At 65.2% G+C, this 25,175-nt stretch carries 18 protein-coding genes; 7 read left to right on the forward strand and 11 right to left on the reverse strand.

Annotation, left to right across the window (positions count from 1 at the left end):
- Positions 1-34: 34 nt before the first annotated feature.
- The 10 genes from ARADN35_RS0113605 to ARADN35_RS0113650 all read right to left on the reverse strand — a co-directional run bounded on the left by ARADN35_RS0113605 (position 35) and on the right by ARADN35_RS0113650 (position 14,421).
- Positions 35-715, reverse strand: a complete 681-nt coding sequence (locus tag ARADN35_RS0113605) for a carbonic anhydrase (RefSeq protein ID WP_010462999.1) — start codon at positions 713-715, stop codon at positions 35-37.
- A gap of 27 nt (positions 716-742) precedes the next feature.
- Positions 743-1,549: a peptidylprolyl isomerase gene (locus tag ARADN35_RS0113610; protein ID WP_010463000.1), complete on the reverse strand. Its 807-nt coding sequence runs from the start codon at positions 1,547-1,549 to the stop codon at positions 743-745.
- Positions 1,550-1,706: 157 nt separating this feature from the next.
- Entirely contained in the window at positions 1,707-2,441 is a 735-nt protein-coding gene (gene narI / locus ARADN35_RS0113615; protein ID WP_010463001.1) for a respiratory nitrate reductase subunit gamma, read from the reverse strand.
- Positions 2,438-3,139 carry a nitrate reductase molybdenum cofactor assembly chaperone gene (narJ, locus tag ARADN35_RS0113620; RefSeq protein ID WP_010463002.1) on the reverse strand — a complete coding sequence of 234 codons (702 nt, stop codon included), beginning with the start codon at positions 3,137-3,139 and terminating at the stop codon, positions 2,438-2,440. Before narJ ends, narI begins: the two co-directional genes overlap by 4 nt.
- A 21-nt stretch (positions 3,140-3,160) precedes the next feature.
- Positions 3,161-4,684, reverse strand: a complete 1,524-nt coding sequence (gene narH / locus ARADN35_RS0113625; RefSeq protein ID WP_010463003.1) for a nitrate reductase subunit beta — start codon at positions 4,682-4,684, stop codon at positions 3,161-3,163.
- Between the two features lie 23 nt (positions 4,685-4,707).
- The gene (locus ARADN35_RS0113630) at positions 4,708-8,511 is read right to left on the reverse strand and encodes a nitrate reductase subunit alpha (protein ID WP_010463004.1); all 3,804 of its coding nucleotides are present in this window, start codon (positions 8,509-8,511) and stop codon (positions 4,708-4,710) included.
- Positions 8,512-8,545: 34 nt separating this feature from the next.
- Complete coding sequence (locus ARADN35_RS0113635) at positions 8,546-9,955, reverse strand: NarK family nitrate/nitrite MFS transporter (protein ID WP_010463005.1); 1,410 nt, start codon at positions 9,953-9,955, stop codon at positions 8,546-8,548.
- Between the two features lie 20 nt (positions 9,956-9,975).
- Positions 9,976-11,268: an MFS transporter gene (locus ARADN35_RS0113640; protein WP_010463007.1), complete on the reverse strand. Its 1,293-nt coding sequence runs from the start codon at positions 11,266-11,268 to the stop codon at positions 9,976-9,978.
- 388 nt (positions 11,269-11,656) lie between these two features.
- Positions 11,657-12,436: a response regulator gene (locus ARADN35_RS0113645; protein WP_081474630.1), complete on the reverse strand. Its 780-nt coding sequence runs from the start codon at positions 12,434-12,436 to the stop codon at positions 11,657-11,659.
- The gene (locus ARADN35_RS0113650) at positions 12,433-14,421 is read right to left on the reverse strand and encodes a type IV pili methyl-accepting chemotaxis transducer N-terminal domain-containing protein (protein WP_010463011.1); all 1,989 of its coding nucleotides are present in this window, start codon (positions 14,419-14,421) and stop codon (positions 12,433-12,435) included. Before ARADN35_RS0113650 ends, ARADN35_RS0113645 begins: the two co-directional genes overlap by 4 nt.
- Before the next feature lie 73 nt (positions 14,422-14,494).
- Between ARADN35_RS0113650 and ARADN35_RS0113655 the strand changes: the two genes are divergently transcribed.
- Entirely contained in the window at positions 14,495-15,361 is an 867-nt protein-coding gene (locus ARADN35_RS0113655) for a ChaN family lipoprotein (protein ID WP_010463013.1), read from the forward strand.
- 6 nt (positions 15,362-15,367) lie between these two features.
- Here the strand turns inward: ARADN35_RS0113655 and ARADN35_RS0113660 are convergent, their stop codons facing one another.
- Positions 15,368-17,680 carry a putative bifunctional diguanylate cyclase/phosphodiesterase gene (locus tag ARADN35_RS0113660; RefSeq protein ID WP_010463015.1) on the reverse strand — a complete coding sequence of 771 codons (2,313 nt, stop codon included), beginning with the start codon at positions 17,678-17,680 and terminating at the stop codon, positions 15,368-15,370.
- 87 nt (positions 17,681-17,767) lie between these two features.
- Here ARADN35_RS0113660 and purU point away from each other — a divergent pair, with 87 nt between their 5' ends.
- The 6 genes from purU to ARADN35_RS0113690 all read left to right on the forward strand — a co-directional run bounded on the left by purU (position 17,768) and on the right by ARADN35_RS0113690 (position 24,991).
- Positions 17,768-18,616: a formyltetrahydrofolate deformylase gene (gene purU / locus ARADN35_RS0113665; protein WP_010463017.1), complete on the forward strand. Its 849-nt coding sequence runs from the start codon at positions 17,768-17,770 to the stop codon at positions 18,614-18,616.
- A 13-nt stretch (positions 18,617-18,629) separates the two neighbouring features.
- Positions 18,630-19,535 (forward strand): LysR substrate-binding domain-containing protein, encoded by a 906-nt coding sequence (locus ARADN35_RS0113670; protein WP_010463019.1) that lies wholly within the window; start codon positions 18,630-18,632, stop codon positions 19,533-19,535.
- 176 nt (positions 19,536-19,711) lie between these two features.
- A complete protein-coding gene (locus ARADN35_RS0113675) occupies positions 19,712-21,748 on the forward strand; it encodes a UvrD-helicase domain-containing protein (RefSeq protein WP_244265901.1) in 2,037 nt (678 codons plus the stop codon).
- 175 nt (positions 21,749-21,923) lie between these two features.
- Entirely contained in the window at positions 21,924-23,423 is a 1,500-nt protein-coding gene (locus ARADN35_RS0113680; protein ID WP_010463024.1) for an FAD-linked oxidase C-terminal domain-containing protein, read from the forward strand.
- A gap of 62 nt (positions 23,424-23,485) precedes the next feature.
- Positions 23,486-24,415, forward strand: coding sequence for a hypothetical protein (locus ARADN35_RS0113685; protein ID WP_010463025.1), 930 nt, complete (start codon positions 23,486-23,488; stop codon positions 24,413-24,415).
- 141 nt (positions 24,416-24,556) lie between these two features.
- A complete protein-coding gene (locus ARADN35_RS0113690; RefSeq protein WP_010463028.1) occupies positions 24,557-24,991 on the forward strand; it encodes a hypothetical protein in 435 nt (144 codons plus the stop codon).
- Positions 24,992-25,175 lie beyond the last annotated feature (184 nt).

Raw genomic sequence — 25,175 nt, forward strand, 5'->3', positions numbered from 1 at the left:
CCTCAAGCATATGCCGCGAGAATGCCGGACAAGGTCAAAGCTCGTCCAGAAGAACTTGCCCATCATGCTCCACGTAGGGGTGGTAGGGACCAGTGCCGCTGTTGTCCGCCCGCGAGGCCGGCACAAAGCCGCCCGTCTTGACATCAAACACATGGACTTCTCCTTCCTCGATCACATAGTGCCAGCCATGCAGGCTGATCTGCCCTGACTGCACACGGCTACGCACCATGGGGTACTCCATGAGCCGCTCCAGCTGCAGCACCACAGCGCGTTGCTCGGTGCGGCGCAGCACCTCAGGTCCGGGCTGCATGGGCAACAAGGCCTCTCGCCCCAGGTCCAGCCAGCGGTTCAGGTTGGGCGCTTCGGGCGAAACCTCACCATACATCGCCTTGATAGCCCCACAGTGACTGTGGCCGCACACCACAATGCGGCGCACCTGCAGGTTGAGCACCGCAAACTCGATGGCCGCCGTGGTGCCATGGTGGCCGTGAGATCCGTCATACGGCGGGATGAACGCACCCACGTTGCGCACCAAGAACAGCTCCCCCGGGCCCGCACCGGTCAGCAGGTAGGGCACCAGGCGCGAGTCGGAACAGCCGATGAACAGGGTGGTCGGGTGCTGCCCTTCGTCCACCAGCGCCTGGAACTGCTCGCGGTACAGGGGAAAGGCGTCGTTATGGAAACGGCGCAGGCGATCAAGCAGCTCGTCGGGCATGGGGCAATCGGTTGAAGCGTGGTGCAACTACTGTACAAGCGGGGAGTCGGCCGCGTCCAGCGCCACGCCTTCCACCACGGCAGCGCCCGCCAGCAATTGCAGGTACTGGCGCAGCGCATTCACCCAGGCCTGCTGGCGCAACGTGAGCGCAATGGCCTGGCGCACTTCTTCAAACGAAGGCTGCTGCCCGGGGTCGCGCGCCACCACCTCCACCACATGCAGGCCAAACCGGCTGTGCACCAGGCGTGCCAACACACCGATCTCCGCGCTGCCAAACACCTCGCGGGCGAACTCAGGCGCACAGTCGGCGCGGGTCAGCCAGCCCAGGTCGCCGCCTTGCTGGCCGCTGGGGCAGTTGGACCACTGCGCTGCCGCTTCGGCAAACTTTGCGCCACCATCGTCCGCACAGCGCAGGTCAATCAGCATGGCTTCGGCACGCAGGCGCAGCTGCTTGACGTCCACGCCGGGCGTCACGGCAAACAGCACGTGGCGCAGCTGGGCCCGCTCACCATGGGCGTGTGCCGCAGGGTGGGCGTCGTGGTAGCGGCGGCAGGCTTCTTCCGACGGGTCGGGGATGGGCAGCTCGCGCTCCAGCAGTTGCTCGATGGCATTCGAGGCCTTGGTGCTGATGGCACCTTCGACACCCGGCACATCGTCCTGTGCCAGAAAGCCGCCTTGCTGGGCTGCCTGTCGCAGCAGCTCGGTGCAGGCACGCTGGCGCAAGGCTTCATCATCCAGCCACTCGGCCGTTGAATTCAATGCCACGCCGTTGATGCGCGCCACCGGGGCCTGCCCCATGGGCTGAGGGGTTGCCATGGCGGGCGTGTCTGCCATGGCCGTCGCTCCTACCGTGGCGGAGAGCGCCTCGTAGGCGGCCGTTTGCTCGGGGGAAAGCGTGCTTTGGGGGGCGCTCTGGCTGGTTGCGCTGGTGCCGCAACCGCAGCTACCGGTTCCACATCCGCTCATGGTGTGCTCCTTGGGTGGTATGAATTCAAACGCCACGGCGGTCTTGCGACTGCATATGGCCGGGTGGCAGATTCAGGCGGCGCGCACGCACTACCTGATAGGGGCGCAGCACATAGGCCAGCGTGCCAAAGCCGCTCCACACATGCACCAGGCGGGTGAACGGGAAGATCAGGAAGATGCTCATGCCCAGGAACATGTGCGTCTTGAAGATCCAACCCGCACCGGCCAGCAGATCGACCGCACCACTGCGGAAAGTGACGATGCGTTGCCCCCACTCAGCCAGGCGCATCATCATGGAGCCGTCCAGATGTTGTGCCGACAGCGGGATGGTGGCCAGGCCCAGCGCCAGTTGTACCCACAGGAGCACCAGGATCAGGATGTCGCTGGTCTTGGAGGTGGCGCGGATGCGCGCATCCGACAGGCGGCGGTGCAGCAGGAGGGACAGGCCCACGAAGCCCATCAGGCCTGCAATCCCCCCCGACACCATGGCCATGAGCTGCTTGGCGCCGGCGCCGATAAAGTGCTCATACAAGAAGTGCGGCGTAAGCATGCCCACGGTATGGCCGAAGAACAGGAACAACACGCCCACATGGAACAGGTTGCTGCCCCAGCGCAAGCTGCCGGTGCGCAGCAGCTGGGAGGAATCGCTTTTCCAGGTGTACTGGTCGCGGTCAAACCGCGCCCAGCTGCCAATGAAAAAGACAGCGAGGCAAATATAGGGATAGATGCCAAACAACAGGGTGTCAAGCCAGGTGGTCATACGGAGACTCCTTCTGGTGCCCGCTCGGCGCGGGGGGTACGAACAAAATGCAGAGGTTGTGGCTGGTCCGGCTTGGACTGGCCCTGGGTGCTGCAACCGCCAAACGCCTCGGGCTCGGCCCAGACCTCGTCCATCGGCGGCTCGGGGGTCAGCGCTACCGACTGCACGCGCTGGCCCGACACTTCGAGCACCGCAGCAATCACGCTGGCATAGGGGCTGTTGCGCGCCACCAGCGCACTGAACAGCGCGTTCAGGATGTGGGCCATCTCGCCCAAGAACTCCTTGGCCACTTCCACAGGCTGGGTGGAGGCGAACTCCAGCACCACCGGCAGGTGGTCGGGCAGTTCGTCGGCTTCGAACTTCAGGCCTGCTTTGTCGTAGGTCTGCAGCAGGTCGATAAGCGCCGGGCCCCGGTCGCGCGAGTCGCCGTGCACATGCTCGAACAGATGCAGCGAGGTCTGACGGCCCCGGTCGAAGTTGTCCACATAGCGGGCCTCGGCTTCGAGCGGGTCGAGTGCAGCCAGGTGCTCGCACACAGCCTTCAGTTCATTCATGCGATCGGCCGTAAGGGCCTGCTCTGCCTGCAGGGCGTCGATGAGCTGCGGCATCACGCTGCGCAGTTGCGCATCGGGGTAGCTCAGCAGGTAGCCCAGGGCGCGCAGGGTCAGGCGCACGGAGGTCGGGTTCTTTTTGAACATGGTGATTCCTTTGCCTGTGCTTCAGACCGTGGCTTTGATCGGGATCGTGCGGGGCTTCTTGCCGCCGAACATGCTGGTCTCGGTGGCGCCATCGGAACAGCCGTTGCCAAACGAGAAGCCGCAACCACCCCGAATGTCGAACGCGTTTTCGGCATATTCGCGGTGGGCCGATGGGATGACAAAGCGGTCCTCGTAGTTGGCAATCGCCATCACGTGGTACATCTCCTCGACCTCGGCCATCGACAGGCCCGCCTGCTTGAGCACACCCAGGTTCTGGCGCTGCTCCACATGCTTGTCGCGCTGGTAGGTGCGCATGGCCAGCATGCGCTCGAGCGCCCGCACCACGGGCCCGGTGTCGCCGGCGGTCAGCAGGTTCGCCAGGTACTGCACGGGGATGCGCAGCTGCGACACATCCGGGATGTCGCCATTCACACCCACATGGCCCGCGTTGGCTGCGGCCGTGATGGGCGAGAGCGGAGGCACATACCAGACCATAGGCAGCGTGCGGTACTCGGGGTGCAGCGGCAGGGCCACCTTCCATTGCACGGCCATCTTGTAGACCGGGCTGTTGCGGGCGGCATCCATCCAGCTGTCCGGGATGCCGTCGATGCGCGCCTGGCGGATCACATCGGGGTCGTTCGGGTCCAGGAAGATGTCGAGCTGCGCCTGGTACAGGTCGCGGTCGCGTTCCACGCTGGCGGCTTCCTGGATGCGGTCTGCGTCGTACAGCAACACGCCGAGATACCGGATACGGCCCACGCAGGTTTCCGAGCACACGGTGGGCTGGCCCGCCTCGATGCGCGGGTAGCAGAAGATGCACTTCTCGGCCTTGCCCGATTGCCAGTTGTAGTAGATCTTCTTGTAGGGGCAGCCGCTGACGCACATGCGCCAGCCACGGCACTTGTCCTGGTCGATCAGCACGATGCCGTCTTCCTCGCGCTTGTAGATCGAGCCCGAGGGGCACGATGCCACGCACGCCGGGTTCAGGCAGTGCTCGCACAGGCGCGGCAGGTACATCATGAAGGTGTTCTCGAACTGCCCGTAGATGTCCTTTTGCACATCGTCGAAGTTCTTGTCCTTGCTGCGCTTGCTGAACTCGCCGCCCAGGATTTCTTCCCAGTTCGGGCCCCACTCGATCTTCTCCATGCGCTTGCCGGTGATCAGGCTGCGCGGGCGGGCCGTGGGTGCGGCCTTGCTCTCAGGCGCGGACTGCAGGTGGTCGTAGTCGAACGTGAAAGGTTCGTAGTAGTCGTCGATCTGCGGCAGGTTGGGGTTGGCGAAGATGCGCATGAGCAGCTTCCACTTGCCGCCCTGGCGGGGGGCGATGGAGCCGTCCGGGTTGCGCACCCAGCCGCCGTTCCACTTGTCCTGGTTTTCCCATTCCTTGGGGTAGCCGATGCCGGGCTTGGTCTCGACGTTGTTGAACCAGGCGTATTCCACGCCCGGGCGGCTGGTCCAGACGTTTTTGCAGGTGACGGAACAGGTGTGGCAACCGATGCACTTGTCCAGGTTCAGCACCATGCCGATTTGTGCGCGAATTTTCATCGTGTTTCTCCTTGTCTTCGGCTTCAGGCGCGGGCAGCCGTGCTGGACACGGGCTCGTCGTCGAGCCAGTCCACGCGGTCCATCTTGCGCACCAACACGAACTCGTCGCGGTTGGTACCAATGGTTCCGTAGTAGTTGAAGCCGTAGCTCAACTGCGCATAGCCGCCGATCATGTGGGTGGGCTTGAGCACGATGCGCGTGACCGAGTTGTGGATGCCCCCGCGCGTGCCGGTGATCTCGGAACCAGGGGTGTTGATGATCTTCTCTTGCGAGTGGTACATCATCACCATGCCCGGGTTCACACGCTGGCTCACCACGGCACGGGCTGCGATCGCGCCGTTGGCGTTGAAGAGTTCGACCCAGTCGTTGTCCACGATGCCGGCGCTCTTGGCGTCGTCTTCGCTCAGCCACACCACCGAGCCACCGCGATTGAGCGTGAGCATCATCAGGTTGTCGCTGTACGTGCTGTGGATGCCCCACTTCTGGTGCGGCGTGATGAAATTCAGCGCGATCTCGCGGTTGCCATTGGGCTTCTTGCCTTCCACCTCTTCCAGCGTCTTCAAGTGCACGGGTGGGCGGTAGCTCACGAAGCCTTCACCAAAGTCACGCATCCACGGGTGGTCCTGGTAGAACTGCTGGCGGCCCGTGAGGGTGCGCCATGGGATGTACTCGTGCACGTTGGTGTAGCCGGCGTTGTAGCTGACCTTTTCGCTTTCCAGGCCCGACCAGGTGGGTGAGCTGATGATCTTGCGTGGCTGCGCCTGGATGTCGCGGAAGCGGATCTTTTCGTCCTCGCGGTGCAGCGCCAGGTGCACGTGGTCGCGCCCGGTCTGCTTGCCCAGAGCCTCCCAGGCCTTGCAGGCCACGTGGCCGTTGGTCTCAGGCGCCAGCATCATCACCACTTCGGTGGCATCGATGTCGGTGACGATGCGGGGCATGCCCTGCGTCACGCCCTCTTCCTTCACGCGGCCGTTCAGGTCACCGAGCTGGCCCACTTCGGTCTGCGTGTTCCAGCCAATGCCTTTGCCGCCGTTGCCCGCCTTGTCCATCAGCGGGCCCAGGGCCGTGAAGCGCTTGTAGAGGTTGGGGTAGTCGCGCTCGACCACGGTGACCTGCGGCGCGGTCTTGCCGGGGATGAGTTCACACTCGCCCTTCTTCCAGTCGCGCACGCCATATGGCTGGGCCATTTCACCGGGGGTGTCGTGCATGATGGGCGTGAGCACCACGTCCTTCTCGACGCCAAGGTGGCCCACGCTGACCTCGCTCACGGCCTTGGCGAAACCCTTGTAGATCTCCCAGTCGCTCTTGGCCTGCCAGGCAGGGTCCACCGCCGTGGACAGCGGATGGATGAAGGGGTGCATGTCACTGGTGTTGAGATCGTTCTTCTCATACCAGGTGGCCGTGGGCAACACGATGTCGGAGTACAGGCAGGTGGTGCTCATGCGGAAGTCGAGCGTGACCAGCAGGTCCAGCTTGCCCTCGGGCGCATTGGCGTGCCACTGCACTTCCTCGGGCTTGGCTTCGTCCTTGCCCAAGTCTTTGCCCTGCACGCCGTGGGTGGTGCCCAGCAGGTGCTTGAGGAAGTATTCGTGCCCCTTGCCCGACGAGCCCAGGATGTTGGAGCGCCACACGAACATGTTGCGCGGCCAGTTGGCAGGGTGGTCCGGGTCTTCGCAGCTCATCGTGAGGCTGCCGTCCTTGAGCGACTGCACCACGTAGTCCTTGGCATCCATGCCCTTGGCAGCGGCATCCTTGGCCACCTGCATCGGGTTGGTCTTGAGCTGGGGGGCCGATGGCAGCCAGCCCATGCGCTCGGCACGCACGTTGTAGTCGATCTGCGCGCCGTGGTAGGCGCGCTGGTCGGCCAGGGGCGACAGAATCTCTTCCATGCCCAGCTTTTCATAGCGCCACTGGTCGGTGTGGGCATAGAAGAAGCTCGTGCTGTTCATCTGGCGCGGTGGGCGGATCCAGTCCAGCGCAAAGGCCAGCGCCGTCCAGCCGGTCTGGGGGCGCAGCTTTTCCTGGCCCACATAGTGCGCCCAGCCGCCGCCGCTCTGGCCGATACAGCCGCACAGCATCAGCATGTTGATGATGCCGCGGTAGTTCATGTCACTGTGGTACCAGTGGTTCATCGCCGCGCCGATGATCACCATGGACTTGCCATGGGTCTTGTGCGCGTTGTCGGCGAACTGGCGGGCTACGGTGATGATCTGCTCGCGCGGCACACCGGTGATTTTTTCTTGCCATGCGGGCGTGAAGGGGCGGTCAGCGTCGTAGCTGCCACCGGGTTCTTCGCCCGGCAGGCCGCGGTCGATGCCATAGCTGCCGGCCAACAGGTCGAACACGGTGGCCACCATCACGCGGCCCTGGGCTTCGTGGCCTTCCAGTTCCAGGTGGGTGACGGGTACGCGGCGCACCATCACGTCACCGCCTTGTTCATTGGCCGTGAAGTTGGGCGTGGCTACACCACCAAAGTACGGGAAGCCCACATCAGCCACATCGTGCGCCTGCTCGCCGTCTTCAATCACCGAGAGCTTGAGCTTGACGGTGTTGCCGGTGCGTGCTTCTTTGTTTTCCAGGTTCCACAGACCCTGGTCGGGGCGGCCGTCCGCCCCCCAGCGAAATCCGATGGAACCATTGGGCAGCGTGACCTGGCCCAGTTCGTCGTAGCCCACGGTCTTCCAGTCGGGGTTGTTCGACTGGTCGAGCTTGTTCGGAAAGTCGCTGGCGCGCACATAGCGGTCGGGCACCATCACCGTGCGGCCATCGGGCAGCTTCTTTTCCTTGAGCACCACCAGGAGCGGCAGGTCGGTGTAGCGGCGCGCGTAGTCGTCAAAGTACGCGCTGCGGCCCTTGCCGCCGTCCTTGAAGTAGAACTCGTTCAGGATCACATGGCCCATGGCCATGGCCACGGCGGCGTCCGTCCCCTGCTTGGGGTGCATCCACAAATCGCCCAGCTTGGCGACTTCGGAATAGTCGGGCGTGATGGACACGACCTTAGTGCCCTTGTAGCGCACCTCGGTCAAAAAGTGCGCATCGGGCGTGCGCGTCTGGGGCACGTTGGAACCCCAGGCAATGATGTACGAGCTGTTGTACCAGTCGGCCGACTCGGGCACGTCGGTCTGCTCACCCCAAACTTGCGGACTGCTCGGGGGCAGGTCGCAGTACCAGTCGTAAAAGCTCATGCACACGCCGCCGATCAGGCTGAGATAGCGGCTGCCCGCGGCGTACGAAATCATCGACATCGCCGGGATGGGCGAGAAGCCGATGATGCGGTCCGGCCCGTGCTTCTTGATGGTGTACACGTTGGCCGCAGCGATCATCTGGTTCACTTCTTCCCAGGTGCTGCGCACGAAGCCGCCCAGGCCCCGTTGCTTTTGCCATTCGCGTTTGGAGGCATCGTTCTCGACGATGCTGGCCCAGGCGTCCACCGGGCTCTTGGCGAGGGCAATGGCGGCGCGCCAATGCTTGAGCAGGCGGCCACGCACCATGGGGTACTTCACGCGGTTGGCGCTGTACAGGTACCAGCTGTAGCTGGCGCCACGCGCACAGCCACGGGGCTCGTGGTTGGGCAGGTCGGGGCGGGTGCGGGGGTAGTCGGTCTGCTGGGTTTCCCAGGTGACGATGCCGCCCTTGACGTAGATCTTCCAGCTGCAGCTGCCCGTGCAGTTCACGCCGTGCGTGCTGCGCACGATCTTGTCGTGCGCCCAGCGGTCGCGGTAGGCGTCTTCCCAGGTGCGGTCTTCACCGTTGGTTTCGCCGTGGCCTTGGGAAAAGGTCTCGCGGGGCTGCGAGAAGTACGAAAGGCGATCGAGGAAATGGCTCATCGGGGGCTCCTTTTTCTGTTCTGTCCAGGGGTGATCAGCAAGGCATCTCGGCGTGCTTGCGTGCGTAGTACCACCAGGTGATCACGATGCAAACGAGATAGAAAGCGAAAAATGTCCACAGCGCCGCATGGGGGCTGCCAGTCAGGGCAATCGAGCTGCCATAGCTTTTGGGGATGAAGAACCCGCCATAGGCGGCCATGGCGGCTGTGAAGCCCAGCGTGGCAGCGCCCAGCGTGTTGCCTTCCTTGTTGGCCTGGGCCACGGCAGCGGTGTTGCGGGGGTCCACACCGCGCATGGCTTCGGTCAGGAAAATCACGGGGATCATGCGGAAGGTGGAGCCGTTGCCGATGCCGGTGGTGAGGAACAGCACCAGGAAGCACACAAAGAAGCCTGCAAACTGGCCTTCGTTACCCGCCGAGGGCAGGAAGAACGTGACGCCCACCACCGCCATGGCCATGACGATGAAGTTCCACAGCGTGACGCGCGCACCGCCGAGCTTGTCGGCCATCCAGCCGCCAAACGGGCGGATCACCGCGCCCACCAGCGGGCCCAGCCAGGCGTAGGCCAGGGGGTTCACGCCAGGGAACTGGCTCTTGATGAGGAGCGGGAATCCTGCGGCATAGCCGATGAAGGAGCCGAAGGTGCCGAGGTACAGCACGCACATCAGCCAGTTGTGCTTGCGCTTGAAGATGGCGGCCTGGGCGGCGAACGAGGCGCGCGCGTCGGCGATGTCGTTCATGCCGAACCAGGCGGCCAGCGCCGTCAGCGCAATCCATGGCACCCAGATGAAGGCGGCGTTCTGCGTCCACACCTGCACGGTCTGGCCGTTCTTCACAATGGTCTGACCTTCGCCGCCAAAGATGCCGAAGATGCCGGCCGTGACCACCAGCGGGCTCAGGAACTGCACCACCGACACGCCCAGGTTGCCCAGGCCCGCGTTCACGCCCAGCGCCGAGCCCTTGCGCTCCTTCGGAAAGAAGAAGCTGATGTTGGCCATGCTGGAGCTGAAGTTGCCGCCGCCCAGGCCGCACAGCAGCGCCAGGATGAGCATGGTGGGGTACGCGGTGGTGTTGTCCTGCACCGCAAAGCCGATGCCAATCGCAGGGATCAGCAGCGAGGCGGTGGAGATCGCCGTCCAGCGGCGCCCACCCACGAGCGGCACCATGAACGAGTAGAAGATGCGCAGCGTGGCGCCCGAAAGCGCGGGCGCTGCCGCCAGCCAGAACAGCTGGTTGGTCGAATACTTGAAGCCCAGGCCTGGCAGGCTCACGGCGACCACGCTCCAGACCTGCCAGATGGCAAAGGCCAGGAACAGCGCGGGCACCGAGATCCACAGGTTGAGCTTGGCGACGGCTTCGCCTTCGCGCTCCCAGAAGGACTTGTCCTCCGGGGTCCAGAGGGTGAGCAGGCGCCCCTGGCGCCCGCTGTTGGTGGTGGCAGACATGGTGAGGTTTCCTTGAAAAATCAGCGGGTGGCAGGCTGTGCGACAGCGCCCTGCGAGCCCATGAGACGGGTGTTGCGCACTTCGGTGAAGTACATCCAGATGAGCGAGACCCACACCACGCCATACATCAACATGAAGGCGCTGGAGCGGATGCCGGTGAGGTCCATGAGCGCACCAAACAGGATGGGCAGGATGAAGCCGCCGAGGCCACCGGCCAGGCCCACGATGCCGCTGATGGCGCCGATGTTGTGGGGGTAGTCATCGCTGATGTACTTGAAGACACTGGCCTTGCCGAAGGCCCACGAAATGCCCAGCAGGAACATCAGGCCGGTGAACGCGTAGACGTTGAGACCCAGGTGGAAGGTCTTGGGGCCGTTGACGGTGAGGATGGTGAAATCGGTCTGTGGGTAGCTCAGCAGGAACAGGCAGATCCAGCTCACCCACATCACCCACCAGGTCACGCTGTGGGCGCCGTACTTGTCGCTCAGCATGCCGCCGATGGCGCGCAGCACACCGCCCGGCAGCGAGAAGCAGGCCGCCAGCAAAGCCGCCACGCGGATGTCGAGGCCAAACTCGCCCACGTAGTACTGCACCATCCACAGCGACAGCGCCACGTAGCCGCCGAACACGATGCTGTAGTACTGGCAGTACTTGAGCACCTTGGGGTCCTTGAGCGCCTTGAGCTGGTCGGTGAACTTGACGCTGCTGGGCACCAGGTGGGCCGGGTCGCTGTAGCTGAAGAGCCAGAACAGCACCACGGTGCCCAGCATGATGGCCGCATACACCTGCGGCACCATGGTCCAGCCAAAGGCCACCAGCAGCACCGGAGCCACGAACTTGTTCACGGCTGCGCCCGAATTGCCCGCGCCATACACCCCCATGGCCGTGCCCTGGCGGTGCTTCGGAAACCAGCGCGCCACATAGGGCGTACCCACCGAAAACGAGCCACCTGCCAGGCCCACAAACAGGCCGATGGTGAGAAAGTGCCAGTATTCCGTGGCGTAGCCCATCATCCAGATGGCAGGCACGGTGGTGGCCATCACCGCAGTCATCACGATGCGGCCACCGAAGCGGTCGGTCCAGATGCCGAGCGGCACCCGCACCAGCGAGCCCGTGAGCACGGGCATGGACATGAGCAGCCCGAACTGCGTGGAGTTCAGGTTGAGCATCTTCTTGATGGGAATGCCGATGACGCCGAACATCATCCAGACCATGAAGCAGACGGTGAATGCGAAGGTGCTGACGATGAGCACCGACCAGGCCTGGCGGGTGCGCTGTGGGCTGTCGCCCGGGGGCAAAATGGTGTGTGCCATTGCGCGGTTCCTCTTCTCTTTGCGTATGGCGGTATCGTCCCGCTTTGGGCACGCACTGCCTATCCTTCGCAAGGACACCTGGGGCGCGGCAGAAGGACTAGTCCGGGCCTACGCCACCGCGCCGGCCCATCGTCCGAAAGAACTATGGATGGATGACCAGGCAGGCGCGCGCAGCGGCGGGCCGGTTCGAGAGAGGAAATGCAGGGGAGGGACAGAGCACCAAGGCCCGCGGGCGCAACGCTGCAGCGGCGACGGGCTCCGCACCGAAAAAATTCAGCAAAAAATGCCGCCAGCGCTTGATAGGAAAGCGCAAATAACTATTGAAAATATAGCAAACACCACGCACAGGCGACTGCACGGCCGTGCGCGCAGCGAATCCGCTATTCGGCTACTCCACGCGCTGGCGGTCTGAGGCGTAGACCGCCGCCTGCACGCGCGAGCTCAGGCCCAGCTTGCGCAGGATGTGCTGCACATGGATCTTGACGGTGGTCTCGGCGATGTCGAGCGTGCGCGCGATTTCCTTGTTGCTGGCACCCCGCGCGATCTCGCGCAGCACGTCTTCCTCGCGCGGCGACAGGGGCGCAGCGCCATGGGCGGCCTCGGGCGGCTGCGCGGTCGCGGCAGGCGCTGCGGGCGCGGCAGACGTATTGGGCGCAATGAGCGCAGCCGCCTCGGCAACACCTTGCGACTGGAACGCTGCGACCAGCTTGCCCATGAGTTCGGGGCTCACCACCGGTTCGCCACGGGCCGCGCGGCGGATGGCCTGGGCCAGCAGGTCGCCGTCGATGGTCTTGAGCAAATAGCCCTGCGCGCCATTGCGCAGCGCGGCGGCCAGGTCCTGCCCGTCTTCGCTCACGGTGAGCATGAGCACGCGCGACGCAGGCGACACCTCGCGCAGGCCCCGGATGGCGTCCACGCCCATCACGCCGGGCAGGTGGTTGTCCAGCAGGATCACCTGGGGCTGCAGCTGGGGCGCCAGGCGCAGCGCCTCGGCAGCGTCACCCGCCTCGCCCACCACCTGCAGGCCCGCGTCCTGCCCCAGCAGCGCGATCAGCCCCCGGCGGAACAGCGTATGGTCGTCCACCACCAGCAGCGTCACCGGCGGTGGCGCCGGGACGTGGGGGACCACACCAGCAGGTGTTGCGAAAGGGATGGTGGAGGTCGTCATGGAGTGAGTGTTGCCACCCGGCCGTCGGCCAAGGCGGGATGGAATTCGCCGCCAGAAGCGGTGCCCTGGTCGATGGGCTCCGCAGCAGGACGCGGCGCAGGCTGTGCAGGCAGGGTGGTGGCGGAAGTCACGGTGGGCAGTTCGATGCACACGCGCGTGCCCTGGCCCGGGGTGGATTCGACCTGCAGGACGGCACCCACGCGGTGGGCCCGCTCCCGCATGATGCCCAGGCCCACATGCAGCGAATCGGGCGGCACCGTAGCCACGTCAAAGCCCTTTCCGTTGTCCTGCACCTCAAAGCGCCAGCGCGGATGCCGGTGCACCAGCAGGTCCACCCGCGTGGCGCCCGAATGCTTGCGCACGTTCGACAGTGCTTCCTGAACCATGTGCAGCACCTGAATCTGCAGGTCTGGCGCCAGCGGCAGGCCATGGCCCACCATGCCGAGCGTGGTGGCCATGCCGGTCTGGTGCTCGAACTTGGACAGCGTGGCCCGCAGGGCGGATTCAATGTCTTCCTCGCTGGTGCGGGTGCGAAAGTGCACCAGCAGCTCGCGCACGTCCGCATAACACTCGCGCACGCCCACATCCAGCTCGCCCATGCTGCGGTCGCGTTTGGCTTCGTCGCCACGGTTCACGGCGTCGCGCAACAGCTGCGTCTGGATCTTGAGGAAGGCCAGCGACTGGGCGATGGAGTCGTGCAGCTCGCGCGCCAGCATGCTCCGCTCTTCGGCCACGGCGGCTTCGCGCTCCAGGGCATTGGCGCGCAGGCCTTCCATGGCGCTGGCCAGGTGGCGCGTCATGGCTTCGAGCAGGTCGCGCAGCTCGTCGGTCAGCTCGACGGGTGATCGGAAGAACAGGTCCACCTCGCCCAACAGGCGCTGCTGCATCTGTACGGGGATGGTCACCATGGTTTCAAAACCCGCTTCGCGGCAGTGGGGCAGCGCGACGTGGGTGGACGGCGTGATGGGGATGACCCGCGTGCGCGCCTGGGCCTGGGGCTGGCCGCACAGGCAACTGCCGGTGTGCAGGCAGTGCTCGCCCTCGGCCATGGAGCGCGGCAGGCCGTCTGCGGCCAGCAGCACATAACGTTCGTTGGCCTCGTTGGACCAGCGCACGGCGGCCGCATCGGCCCCGGCCACACGGCGGATCTGCTGCACGAAGCCCTGGGCCAGAAGCTCCAGGCTGCTGGCGGTGGAGGCCAGCGCACTCACCTCGTACAGTGCGGCCAGGCGCTGGTTCTGCACGGCGATGCTGGCCGTCTTTTCGCGCACCTTGTGCTCCAGATCGTCGTGCGATGCCTGCAACGCGTGTGCCATGAGATTGAAGCCCGCCGACAGCTGGCCGAACTCGTCATCGGTATCGACCGGCAGGCGCGTGCCCAGTTCGCCCTGGCGCAGCCTGGCCTGGGCCTGCTGCAAGCGTGCCACGGGGTTGATGACCAGCAGGTAGCTCACGGCCATGAAGGTCACGGCGGCCACGATGGCCAGCGCCATCATGAACAGCTGGAACAGGTGCAAGGCCGCCGTCCAGCCTGCGATCTGGATTTCGATGGCATCGACAAACCCATCCACCTGCTGCACAAACGCATCGGCCTGCGCCAGTGTCTGCGCACGGTCGGGTGGCAGCGTGGCCACCCAGCCGCTGCGCGCTTGCGCCCATTGGGTGCGAATGGCCTCAAAACGCGTGCGGGTCTCGTCGCTCCAGGGCACGAACAGCGGGCGCGACGGATCACCCGTGCGCAGCAGATCCAGGCTCGCGTCGAACAGGCGGGCGCGCTCCTGCACCGCCTCGGCCGGTTCGGTCTGCAGCACCAGCACCATGCGCAGCATGTTCATGCGCAGGCGCCCCGCCTCGTTGACGGCGGCAGCCCCGCCTTCAAGCTTCCAGGTCACCCACAGCGTGAGGCTGATCGAGGCCAGCGCCACCAGCAAAAAGCCCGCGCCCATGGCCAGCAGTTTGGTGGTCAGTGTGGGCTTGGTGCGCATGCAGGGCAGTTTAGGCACCCAGCTTGCGCCGACTCTTGACCTAGGTCAAGACTGGCCCGCGTAGCATGGCGCCATGCAACGACCCACACGCTCCCCCCTGCGGACCTGGCTGGCACTCGGCGGCACCCTGATGGCGCTGGCGGGCTGCGCGGGAGCCCCGCCCCCCGGCACCCTGGCCGCCACCCAGCCTGCCCCCCCATGGCCCGACCGCCTGCAGGCCCTGCTCCCCGCCGATGTGCTGCTGCTCGGCGAGCAGCACGATGCCCCCGACCACCAGCGCCTGCAGCGCGAAGCCGTGCTGTGGCTGGCGGCCCGGGGCCAGCTTGCCGCCGTGGTCCTGGAAATGGCCGAGAGCGGGCACCACACCCGGGCGCTGGCGCGCGACGCCACCGAAGCCCAGGCCCAGGCCGCACTGCAGTGGAACGATGCCGCCTGGCCATGGAAGGCCTATGGCCCCGTGGTCATGGCGGCCGTGGCCGCCGGTGTGCCGGTGCTGGGTGGCAACCTGCCCCGCGCCCAGATGCGCGCCGCGATGGGCGAAACCGCCTGGGACCAGCACCTGCCGGCCCCCGCACTGGCGTTGCAGCACCAGGCGCTGCGCGACGGCCACTGCGGCCTGCTGCCGGAATCGCAAATCCCGCCCATGGCCCGCATCCAGATCGCCCGCGACGCGCGCATGGCCCAGACCGCCCAGGAGGCGCTTCGCCCCGGGCAGACGGTGCTGCTGGTGGCCGGGGGCGGCCATGTGCTGCGTGGCCTGGGCGTGCCCACCCACTGGCCTGCCAATCTGGTATCAAAAGTGGCCTTGGCGCAAGCAGGACAAGCGCCAAAAGCTATCAAAAATGATGCAGATACGGTGATCAACACCCCCGCCCTGCCCCCGCGCGATGCCTGTGCAGAGCTGCGCGCAAAATGGCGCCCGGCGTCCTCAGCGCCTTGAGGTGATCTATGGGACTGCTGGCAGCGGCTGCGCCCGCAGCAGCGCCGCGAAGTCATCGGCGGGCACGGGGCGGCTGCACAGGTAGCCCTGGTACGAATCACAGCCCCGCTCGCGCAGGAAGGCCAGCTGGCCGTCGGTCTCCACCCCTTCGGCCAGCACCGACAGCCCCATGCTGTGCCCCATCGCGATGATGGCGGCACTGATGGCCATGTCGTCCTCGCTTTGCGGAATGTCGCGGATGAAGCCCTGGTCGATCTTGAGCACGTCGATCGGAAACCGCTTGAGCTGCGCCAGCGACGAGTACCCCGTGCCAAAGTCATCCACCGCAATGCGCAAGCCCAGGGCGCGCAGGCGCATCAGCACCTGGCGCGCCTCCTCGGTGCGCTCGGCCAGGGCGGTTTCGGTGATCTCCAGCTCCAGCAGCTCGGGCGGGAAGCCCGAATCGGCCAGTGCGCCCGACGCGCAACCCGCCAGGTCCGTCAGGTGGAACTGGCGCGGCGACACATTCACCGCCAGCGTGAGGTCCGGCAGGCCCGCCAGGCGCCACTGCTGGCCCTGGCGGCAGACCTCGCGCAGCACCCATTCGCCCAGCGGGCCGATCACGCCCGAGGTTTCGGCCACCGGGATGAAGCGCGCGGGCGAGATCAGGCCCTCGTGGGGGTCGTTCCAGCGCACCAGCGCCTCGGCGCCCTGGATGCGGCCTGTGGCAATGTCCACCTGCGGCTGGTAGTACATCTGCAGGTGGCCCTGCGCCAGTGCCAGGCGCAGGCGTGACTCCAGTGCCAGCCGCTCACGCGCGGCCTGGGTCATGGCCTCATGGAAGAAGCACCACGCGCCCCGGCCCCGCGCCTTGGCGCCGTACACGGCCGCGTGGGCGCCCTGCAGCAGCAGCTCGGTGGTACCCGCATGTTCAGGAAACATGCAGATGCCCACGCTCACCCCCGCCACCACCTCGAAACCGTCGGGCGAACGCCAGGGCTCGGCCACGGCCGTGATCAGGTGCCGCGCCACGGCAGCAGCGCCGTCGGAATGGCGCAGGTGGCGCGCCACCACGGCCAGCTCGTCCCCGGCCAGCCGCCCCATCACGTCACCCGGCCGCAGGGCCGACTGCACCTGCCGCGCAATGTGCTTGAGCACCTCGTCGCCCGTGGCATGGCCGTAGCTGTCGTTCACATCCTTGAAACGGTCGAGGTTGAGCAGCAGCACCGCAAGGTGCTCGCCACTGGCGCGCGCCGACTGCACGGCCTGCTCCAGCTGGTGCCCGAACCAGGCGCGGTTGGACAGCCCCGTGAGCGCATCGTTGTGGGCCAGGAACTCCAGCCGCTGCTGCTGCACTTTTTCTTCGGAGATGTCCGTGAACATGCACACGTAGTGCGTGATCTGGCCCGCAGGGTCGCGCACGGCCGACAGGGACATGTGCTCCGGAAAAATCTCCCCGTTCTTGCGGCGGTTCCAGATCTCGCCCTGCCAGTGGCCCGTCTGGCGCAGCGTGCCCCACATGGCCTCGTAAAACGCCTTGTCGTGCCGGCCCGACTTGAAGACACGCGGCGTCTGGCCCAGCAACTCGTCCTCGGTGTAGCCCAGCAGGCGCGTCACCGCGGCGTTGGCCGACAGGATGCGGCTTTGCGCGTCGGTCACCACCACGCCCTCGATGGTGTTGTCCACCACCGTGGCGGCCAGGCGCTGGCGGGCCTCGCTGTGCTTCAGCGCGGCGCGTGCGGCCTTGATCTCGTCCAGGTCCTGCACCACGCAGACCAGGTGGGCGGGCTCGGCGTCCGACTCGGGCACCAGCGTCACGGTGCACAGCACCGCCACCTTGCGGCCATCGCCCGGCCGCAGGCAGTCACGCTCGACCACGTAGTGGTCGATCTCGCCCGCCAGCAGGCGCGACAGCTGTGCCGCCGCCCAGTCGCGATCGACCGCCAGCATCACGTCGCGAAAGTTCAGGGTGCACACCCGCGCCAGGGATGCGCCCAGCAGGTCACACAAGCGTGCGTTGGCCCACAGGAAGCGCCCGTCCGGTGCTACCCGCGCAAACCCGGCCGGCGCATGGCGCACCACCTGCGACAGCTCCCGCGCCACGGCCCAGCGCACCTTTTCGGCACGGCGCATGCGCCGCAGCATCCACCAGGCGAGCACGCTGGTCAGCAGCACATAGCCCCAGCCCTTCCACGTCTGCCAATGCGTGAGCTGTGCGGGGTCGGTCACCCAGTGCGCCAGCAGCGCGTCGCCCGCAAACACCCAGGCCACCCCGAGCACCAGGTACAGCAGCATCCCCCGCCAGGGGGCAAAACGCGGGGCCTCGCCCGGATTGACCATCGATTTCCCCCATTCCCGTAGACCGAAGGTTCGACCTCGAAGGGGTCGTCCACACAGCCCCAGCCATGCTGCGACAATTGGGCAGCTATGACCAACGCCTACATCCTTACCCTGTCTTGCCCCGACCGCCTGGGGCTGGTGCATGCCGTCTCGGGCTTTCTGCTGGAGCACAGCGGCAACATCGAAGAAGCCGCGCAATACAACGACCACGACACCGGGCTGTTCTTCATGCGGGTGCAGTTTGCCTGCGACCAGCACGACCACGCCACGCTCAAGGCCCGCCTGGCCAGCTTTGCAGAGCCGCACAAAATGCACTGGAGCCTGCAAGCCACGGCCACGCCCATGAAGACGGTGCTCATGGTCAGCAAGGAAGGCCACTGCCTGAACGACCTGCTGTTCCGCTGGAAGAGTGGCCTGCTGCCCATCGACATCCGCGCCATCATCAGCAACCACCGCGACTTCTACCAACTGGCGGCTAGCTACAACGTGCCGTTTCACCACATCCCGGTCACCGCGGCCACCAAAGCCCAGGCCGAGGCAAAGCAGTTCGAGATTATCGAGGCCGAAGGTGCCGAACTGGTAGTGCTGGCCCGCTACATGCAGGTGCTTTCGCTTGACCTATGTCAAAAGTTGGCCGGACGGGCCATCAACATCCACCACAGCTTCCTGCCCAGCTTCAAGGGCGCCAAGCCTTACTACCAGGCCCATGACCGGGGCGTGAAGCTGATCGGCGCCACGGCCCACTACGTGACGGCCGACCTGGACGAAGGCCCGATCATCGAGCAGGACGTGGCCCGCGCCGACCACACCGACACGGTGGAAGACCTGACCGCCCGCGGCCGCGACACCGAAAGCCAGGTGCTGGCCCGCGCCGTGAAGTGGCACAGCGAGCACCGCGTGCTGCTCAACGGCCACAAGACCGTCATCTTCCGCTAGTCCGTTCTGCCCCATGGCCACGGCAGCACCGTCCTCCTTCCTCAGCAGCGCGGCGCGGCGCATTCCGCCGATCCAGTGCCTGCTGACGTTTGAAGCCCTGGCCCGCCTGCGCAGCGTGACGCAGACCGCCGAGGAGCTGTGCGTGACACCCAGCGCGGTGAGCCACCGCGTCAAGCAGCTCGAACAGATCCTGGGCGTGCGGCTGTTTGGCCGCGCCGATTTTTCGCTGACCACCGAGGGCAGCGCCTACCTGGCCCACGTGCGCGAAGGGCTGGGCGCGCTGCAGCGGTTTCCGGGTGCGGCATCGGCGCCGGGGCGGCGGCGGCTCAAGCTGGCCGTCACGCCCACGTTTGCGCGCACCATCCTGATCCCGCGCCTGCGCCAGTTCACCGAGGCCTACCCCGAGATCGACCTGGCCCTGCAGGTATCCATCCCGCTCCTGGACGTGGTGGCCGAGGATGCCGACCTGATGGTGCGCTTTGGCCCCGGCCACTATGCCGACGTGGAGCATGTGGAGCTGGCCCGTGACGTAGTCACCCCCCTGGCCTCGCCCGCTTTCGTGCGCGAACACGGCCCGTTCGACCGGCCGGAAGATCTCGAAGGTGTGGCGCTGCTGCGCAGCCCGCTGGAGCCCTGGCGCACCTGGTTTGCCGCCACGGGCCTGGACTGGGCCGAGCCCAGCGAGGGCTCGCAGTTCAACGACATCGGCCTGATGTGCGACGGTGCCGCCGCCGGTATGGGCGTGGCGCTGGTGCGCCTCAAGCTCGGCGCACCCTGGCTGGAGAACGGCACGCTGGTGCGCCTGTTTGCCACCGACACCGCCAGCCCCCACGCGCACTACCTGTGCTGGCGCACCGGCACCATGGACCGCTGGGAGTGCGCGGCGTTTGCCGAGTGGCTGCGCAAAACCATGGCCTGAGCACCCATTTATTGGTGATTTTGACCGCCAGCGCTTGTCCACAAAGCGCCGCAAGCTATAAATTCAATAGCATTCCTGAAGTATCTAGCCTTCACCTGTGGCGCTCAGGACTCCAGATTCCCACAGCCCGCCTGCCGCAGCCACCGGGCACGCGCCTTTCACATCTCGCCTGTCTCTTGACCCCTTCACCCCCTCACCACGCCGTGCCGCAAGACGACCACTTCAAGAAGAGATACCCCACGCTGGAGCAGAACGCGGTGCTCAATGCCACGGCGCGCGCGGTGCTGGTCAACGCGCTGGCCGGCACGGGCAAGACCACCACCCTGGCCATCAAGGCTGCGGACCTGATCCGCACCCAGGGGGCGAGCCGCATCCTGATGCTGGCGTATTCGGAGGCCGGGCTGGCGGCCATTGCGCAGCGCCTGGAAAAGTTCGTTCCCACCATTCCCCGCCAGGTGCAGATCATGACCGTGGAGCAGCTGTGCGCCACCGTGCTCAAGGAACAGGGCGACCCCCTGGTGCGCGTGGCCGAGCCCCTGCACAAGAGCCTGCTCGTGCGCCAGGCCCACGCCGCGCTGCTGCAGGACGACGCGCTGGACGGCTCGCCCGAAGTCGGCGACTTCCGCTCGCGCGACCTGGACGTGCAGGCCTTCATCGACTTTGAAGCCCAGGCCAAGCAACGGCTGCTGCTGCGCGCCATCGACCAGTCGGAGCTGGGCGCCGGGCCCTACTGCCGCGAGCACCAGCTCGACTACGGGCTCTACCAGCTCTTGGTCAAGTACGAGCGCCTGCGCAGGGGGCTGAACAACGAGCCGCAGTTTTACGCACCCGGCGACTGCACCTATGAAATCGCCACACAGCTCGGCGAACTGGATTTCGGCGATGCCTTTGCGCCGCTGCAGGGGCGCTTTGATGCGGTGTTATTCGACGAACTGCAGGACCTGGACGAGGCCGCCATGATGGTGCTGCGGACGCTGGTGCAGGGCGGCAACGGTCTTTTTGTCGGCGCGGGAGATTTCAACCAGCACATCCTGCCCGGCGCGTTCTCCGTCTTTGGCGACAGCCTTGCCCGCATCCGGCAAGAGCTGCCCGCAGACACGCAGGTCGTCGCCCTCAACACCACCTACCGTTTCGGCAACGCCATCTGCCAGGGGCTCAACCCCTTGTTCGGCGTGGAGTTTTCGGCGCACTACCCCACCAAGCCTGCCGCGTTTGAGCGGCGCAGCTACACCGACGACGAGGATTGCGCCCGGCAACTGCTGGCGATCCACGACGCCGTGCTGCACCAGCCGCCCCCACTGTCGCAGTCGTCCCAGTCGCCCACCAGCCCCACGGCACCGTGCCTGAACGTGGTGCTGCGGTCGCCGGAAGACTCGATCCTGCTCGAATGGATGTTTGCCCATGAAGGCGTGCACTACACCTGCAAAGGCATGAAACGCTTCTACCAGCGCCGCGAGATCGCGCTGGTGCTCGCCATCATGGGGGCCATGCAGGGCTGCGGCGACGGGGTGCGGCTCACGCAAGGCATTCTGAGCAGCGCGATGGACGGCCTGCTGCGCTACGTGCGGCGCGGCAGCCAGCCCGACCAGGATGTGCTGGCCAATGGCGCTTTCGACATGCAAGCGCTGGTGGAAGACTCCCCCGCCGAAGTGGACACCCGCGTCGTGGCCGCAGAACTCATCGGCAAGCGGGACCTGATGCGCCGGTTTCTGGTGCGCGCCAGCTTCAACCCCCAGGCCCCGGTGGCTTCGCCCCTGTGCGAACAATTGCTGGCCTTGCCCCCCGAGGCCTGTGCGGACGCCGGGCAACTGTGCGGGCACCCACTGGTGCTTCAGCTCTTTGCGCAGGCGCCCATCAGCCCGGACGAGCTGCGCTATTGCACAGACAGCCTCGGCGCACTGGCCCGCATCTGCGCCGGGTTGTCGGTGGACGAATTCCTGGGCCGGCTGGCGCTCATGGTGCAGGCCAGCATCCAGCAGCACACGCAGCAGGAAGCATCGAGCCTGCAACTGCTGACGGTGGAGCGCTGCAAAGGGCATGAATACGACTATGTGGCCGTACCCCTGGTCGAGCGCGGGCGCTTTCCGCGCAGTGCCGCCCGACAAGACGCCTACCGTGAGCGCAACATGCTCTATGTCGCCATGACGCGGGCCAGCAAACGCCTGTGGCTTCTGGAAGGCAGCCAACGCCCGGTCAGCCCCGGGCCTGTTTGAGGGGGCTGCGGGCTCTGCTCACAACAAAATTTCGAGTCAAATTGGCCTTCAGCGCTTTATTCACAAGCGCAAGAAGCTATATAAATCATAGCAAACAGCCACATCCAGGCCATTTCACAGACTGCTGCAAGAAAACTCACGCTCCCGCACGCAGCCTTCCTCTACAGTGGCAGCCATGAACACTGCCGCCCAACCCACCACAGCCCTGTCCGAACGCGCCGCACGCCAGGCCGAGGTTGTCCAGGCCCTGGGGCGTGTGCTGCCCGCACACGCGCTGCTCTGGCACACCGAAGACACCACGCCCTACGAATGCGACGGCCTCACCGCCTACCGCCAGCGCCCATTGGTGGTGTGCCTGCCTGAAACCTACGATGAAGTGCAGGCCGTGTTGCAGGTCTGCCACCGGCTGCAGGTGCCGGTGGTGGCTCGCGGCGCGGGCACGGGCCTGTCGGGCGGCGCCATGCCCCACGCCCTGGGCGTGACGATGTCACTGGCCAAGTTCAACCGCATCCTCGACCTGAACCCCGAAAGCCGCACGGCCGTGGTGCAGTGTGGCGTGCGCAACCTGGCGATCAGCGAGGCGGCGGCACCCTACAACCTCTACTACGCCCCCGACCCCAGCAGCCAGATCGCCTGCACCATCGGCGGCAACGTGGCCGAGAACTCGGGCGGCGTGCATTGCCTGAAGTACGGCCTGACGGTGCACAACGTGCTCAAGGTGAAGGGTTTCACGGTGGAAGGCGAGCCCGTCGAATTCGGCAGCGAGGCACTCGACGCCCCCGGCTACGACCTGCTGGCCGCCGTGATCGGCAGCGAAGGCATGCTGGCCGTGACCACCGAAGTGACGGTCAAGCTCATCCCCAAGCCCCAGCTGGCGCGCTGCATCATGGCCAGCTTCGACGACGTGCGCAAAGCGGGCGACGCCGTGGCCGCCGTCATCGCGGCCGGCATCATCCCCGCAGGCCTGGAGATGATGGACAAGCCCATGACCGCCGCCGTCGAAGACTTTGTGCACGCAGGCTACGACCTGACTGCGGAAGCCATCCTGCTGTGCGAGAGCGACGGCACACCCGAAGAGGTAGAGGAAGAAATTGGCCGCATGAGCGACGTGCTGCGCGCCGCCGGCGCCACCGCCATCTCCGTCAGCAACGACGAGGCCGAGCGCCTGCGCTTTTGGAGCGGCCGCAAAAACGCCTTCCCCGCCAGCGGTCGCATCAGCCCCGATTACATGTGCATGGACTCGACCATCCCGCGCAAGCGCCTGGCCGACATCCTGCTGGCCATTCAGGAGATGGAAAAGAAATACCAGCTGCGCTGCGCCAACGTGTTCCACGCCGGCGACGGCAACCTGCATCCGCTGATCCTGTTCGACGCGAACGATGCCGACCAACTGCACCGCTGCGAACTGTTCGGCGCGGAGATTCTGGAGACCAGCGTGGCGATGGGCGGCACGGTGACGGGCGAGCATGGCGTGGGCGTGGAGAAGCTCAACAGCATGTGCGTGCAGTTTTCTGCGGAGGAGAACGCGCAGATGTTTGGGCTCAAACACGCATTTGACCCGGCGGGGTTGTTGAACCCGGGGAAGGTGATTCCTACGCTGAACCGGTGTGCGGAGTACGGGAAGATGCTGGTGCGCGGGGGGGCGATCAAGCATCCGGATTTGCCGAGGTTTTGAGTAATGTAGCCCTCGGCAAATTCAGAAGAGGTCAGTGGCCAAAATATCTAAGGAAAATCAGCGTGAAGAAATCTGAAAAACTGACGAGAGATGATATTTTTGGGAAAGCCGCCTTTGACATTGAGCATGCACTTAGCATGTATGCACTCAGTTTTTGCACAATCCCCGCTGCGGGTCTCTACGACAAAGAGGCGCTAGCACAGTATGCGAGTGTCCTTGACACCTGCCACATATACATGATCGGCTACACCCCAAGGATTGACTTTGTCGGGGCCGAACAGAAGGATCGAAATCTTCTGCTGTCGTTCAAGGTTCTCTTGGAAAATCATGTGGTCGAGTACGTACTGCCTGAAGGCGCCTCGCTCGGGACTGAAGGCGATCTCTTCTACGTCGGCGACAGCTCCGGAAAGAGGTTCTGGCCAAACGAAATGGACATGCAGACTAGGCTAGCCGCCACAGGCGCAGTCAAGTTCGAGGTTAAGTATGTTGGGCAGGCCTACGGACAAGGCGGATCCAGAAATGCCATAGATCGCCTCCTCAAGCACGAGACGCTTCAGAAAATTGCCTTGAAGACAGCGCCAGACGGCTATCAAATCACCTTGCTTCTGTTGGCGATTGAACCAAACAATCAGCTAGTAACCGTGATCAATCCTCGAGCGAAGAACAAGGATGAAAGCGGAACGAGAATTCGACAAGGGCTGGACAAACTCTTTAATACGACGGAGGAAGAACGTATCTCGCTCTACGAGGCCGCCCTGATCAGATACTTCTACCCCGACTTCAACAAAGAGTTCAAAGACAGCTTTCCGTCAACTAACTTGAAGATCCTACGGGACTGTTACGAGAAAGACTTCTCCGCTGTAGTGGCGGAAATTTGCATCGATGGCCTGCCTTTCCGACTGTGGTCTAACGCTGTCGGACCTAAGCTGTATCACATCGCCAAACACGACCTGCACAAGAGTGAAGAACGTAGGATGTTCTTCGGTCTATAGGTTCTAGCGACTTGGCGTTGCGTGCCAGTTAAATCCAACGTTGAGCGTCCGCCTTCTCTAGCTGTAACTGGCTGGCCTCTGGCCGGTAGCTGCAGTAGGACCGCCGATAATCCGAAGCACCATCGTCTTCCATTTCGCACCATGCTCAGCGACGCTCCCTCCACCCTCCTCCAATCCGGCAACGCCCTCGTCGCGCAGGCACAGGCCGTAGCCACGCAGGACTTTGCCGCAGCGCGGGCGTTGTGGCGGCAGGCGGGTGTGTTGTTTCAACGGGCGCACGAAGCCGACCCCACGCTGCACTCGGCTGCGTTTCGCTTGGGTCAAGCGTGGGTGGCCGAGGCCCATGCGCTGCAGAAAGAAGGATCAGAGAATGCGACCGCCATGTGGCGGCAGGCGGCGCTGCAGTGTGAGTTGGCCTTTGCGCTTGACCCGCACCACGCGGTGACGGCCATGCACATCGCCAGTTGCTATGCGTGGGCGCAAGACGCCGAGGCCAAGCAGGCCTGGGCGCAGATTGCGCAGCACCTGCAGGAAGAGCACGCGGCGAACATGGCGGCGGACCAGGCGGCACGCTAGCTGACGCACCTCGCGCGCGGCCGAGCAACGCGATGGCCCGAATGGCTGTTCGGTTTTTGGCTGTTCGGCTCCCCCCCCTGCTGGCTGCGCCTGCGGCGGGGCTGTTGTGGGGTGAGCATGGGCGTCGGAGCGCCCATGCTTCGTGAACTGACTCGCCGTGGTTGTCCGAGCGGCGCGCGCAGCG

It is taken from the genome of Acidovorax radicis N35, assembly GCF_000204195.1.
Classification (GTDB): domain Bacteria; phylum Pseudomonadota; class Gammaproteobacteria; order Burkholderiales; family Burkholderiaceae_C; genus Acidovorax; species Acidovorax radicis.

Excerpts from the sequence above, each read along its gene's own strand:
- ARADN35_RS0113640 (WP_010463007.1), bottom strand. The coding sequence starts at position 11,268 with ATGGCACACACCATTTTGCCCCCGGGCGACAGCCCACAGCGCACCCGC.
- ARADN35_RS0113645 (WP_081474630.1), bottom strand. The coding sequence starts at position 12,436 with ATGACGACCTCCACCATCCCTTTCGCAACACCTGCTGGTGTGGTCCCC.
- ARADN35_RS0113655 (WP_010463013.1), top strand. The coding sequence starts at position 14,495 with ATGCAACGACCCACACGCTCCCCCCTGCGGACCTGGCTGGCACTCGGC.
- purU (WP_010463017.1), top strand. The coding sequence starts at position 17,768 with ATGACCAACGCCTACATCCTTACCCTGTCTTGCCCCGACCGCCTGGGG.
- narH (WP_010463003.1), bottom strand. The coding sequence starts at position 4,684 with ATGAAAATTCGCGCACAAATCGGCATGGTGCTGAACCTGGACAAGTGC.
- ARADN35_RS0113680 (WP_010463024.1), top strand. The coding sequence starts at position 21,924 with ATGAACACTGCCGCCCAACCCACCACAGCCCTGTCCGAACGCGCCGCA.
- ARADN35_RS0113610 (WP_010463000.1), bottom strand. The coding sequence starts at position 1,549 with ATGGCAGACACGCCCGCCATGGCAACCCCTCAGCCCATGGGGCAGGCC.
- narJ (WP_010463002.1), bottom strand. The coding sequence starts at position 3,139 with ATGTTCAAAAAGAACCCGACCTCCGTGCGCCTGACCCTGCGCGCCCTG.
- ARADN35_RS0113635 (WP_010463005.1), bottom strand. The coding sequence starts at position 9,955 with ATGTCTGCCACCACCAACAGCGGGCGCCAGGGGCGCCTGCTCACCCTC.
- ARADN35_RS0113690 (WP_010463028.1), top strand. The coding sequence starts at position 24,557 with ATGCTCAGCGACGCTCCCTCCACCCTCCTCCAATCCGGCAACGCCCTC.
- narI (WP_010463001.1), bottom strand. The coding sequence starts at position 2,441 with ATGACCACCTGGCTTGACACCCTGTTGTTTGGCATCTATCCCTATATT.
- ARADN35_RS0113630 (WP_010463004.1), bottom strand. The coding sequence starts at position 8,511 with ATGAGCCATTTCCTCGATCGCCTTTCGTACTTCTCGCAGCCCCGCGAG.
- ARADN35_RS0113670 (WP_010463019.1), top strand. The coding sequence starts at position 18,630 with ATGGCCACGGCAGCACCGTCCTCCTTCCTCAGCAGCGCGGCGCGGCGC.
- ARADN35_RS0113605 (WP_010462999.1), bottom strand. The coding sequence starts at position 715 with ATGCCCGACGAGCTGCTTGATCGCCTGCGCCGTTTCCATAACGACGCC.
- ARADN35_RS0113650 (WP_010463011.1), bottom strand. The coding sequence starts at position 14,421 with ATGCGCACCAAGCCCACACTGACCACCAAACTGCTGGCCATGGGCGCG.
- ARADN35_RS0113660 (WP_010463015.1), bottom strand. The coding sequence starts at position 17,680 with ATGGTCAATCCGGGCGAGGCCCCGCGTTTTGCCCCCTGGCGGGGGATG.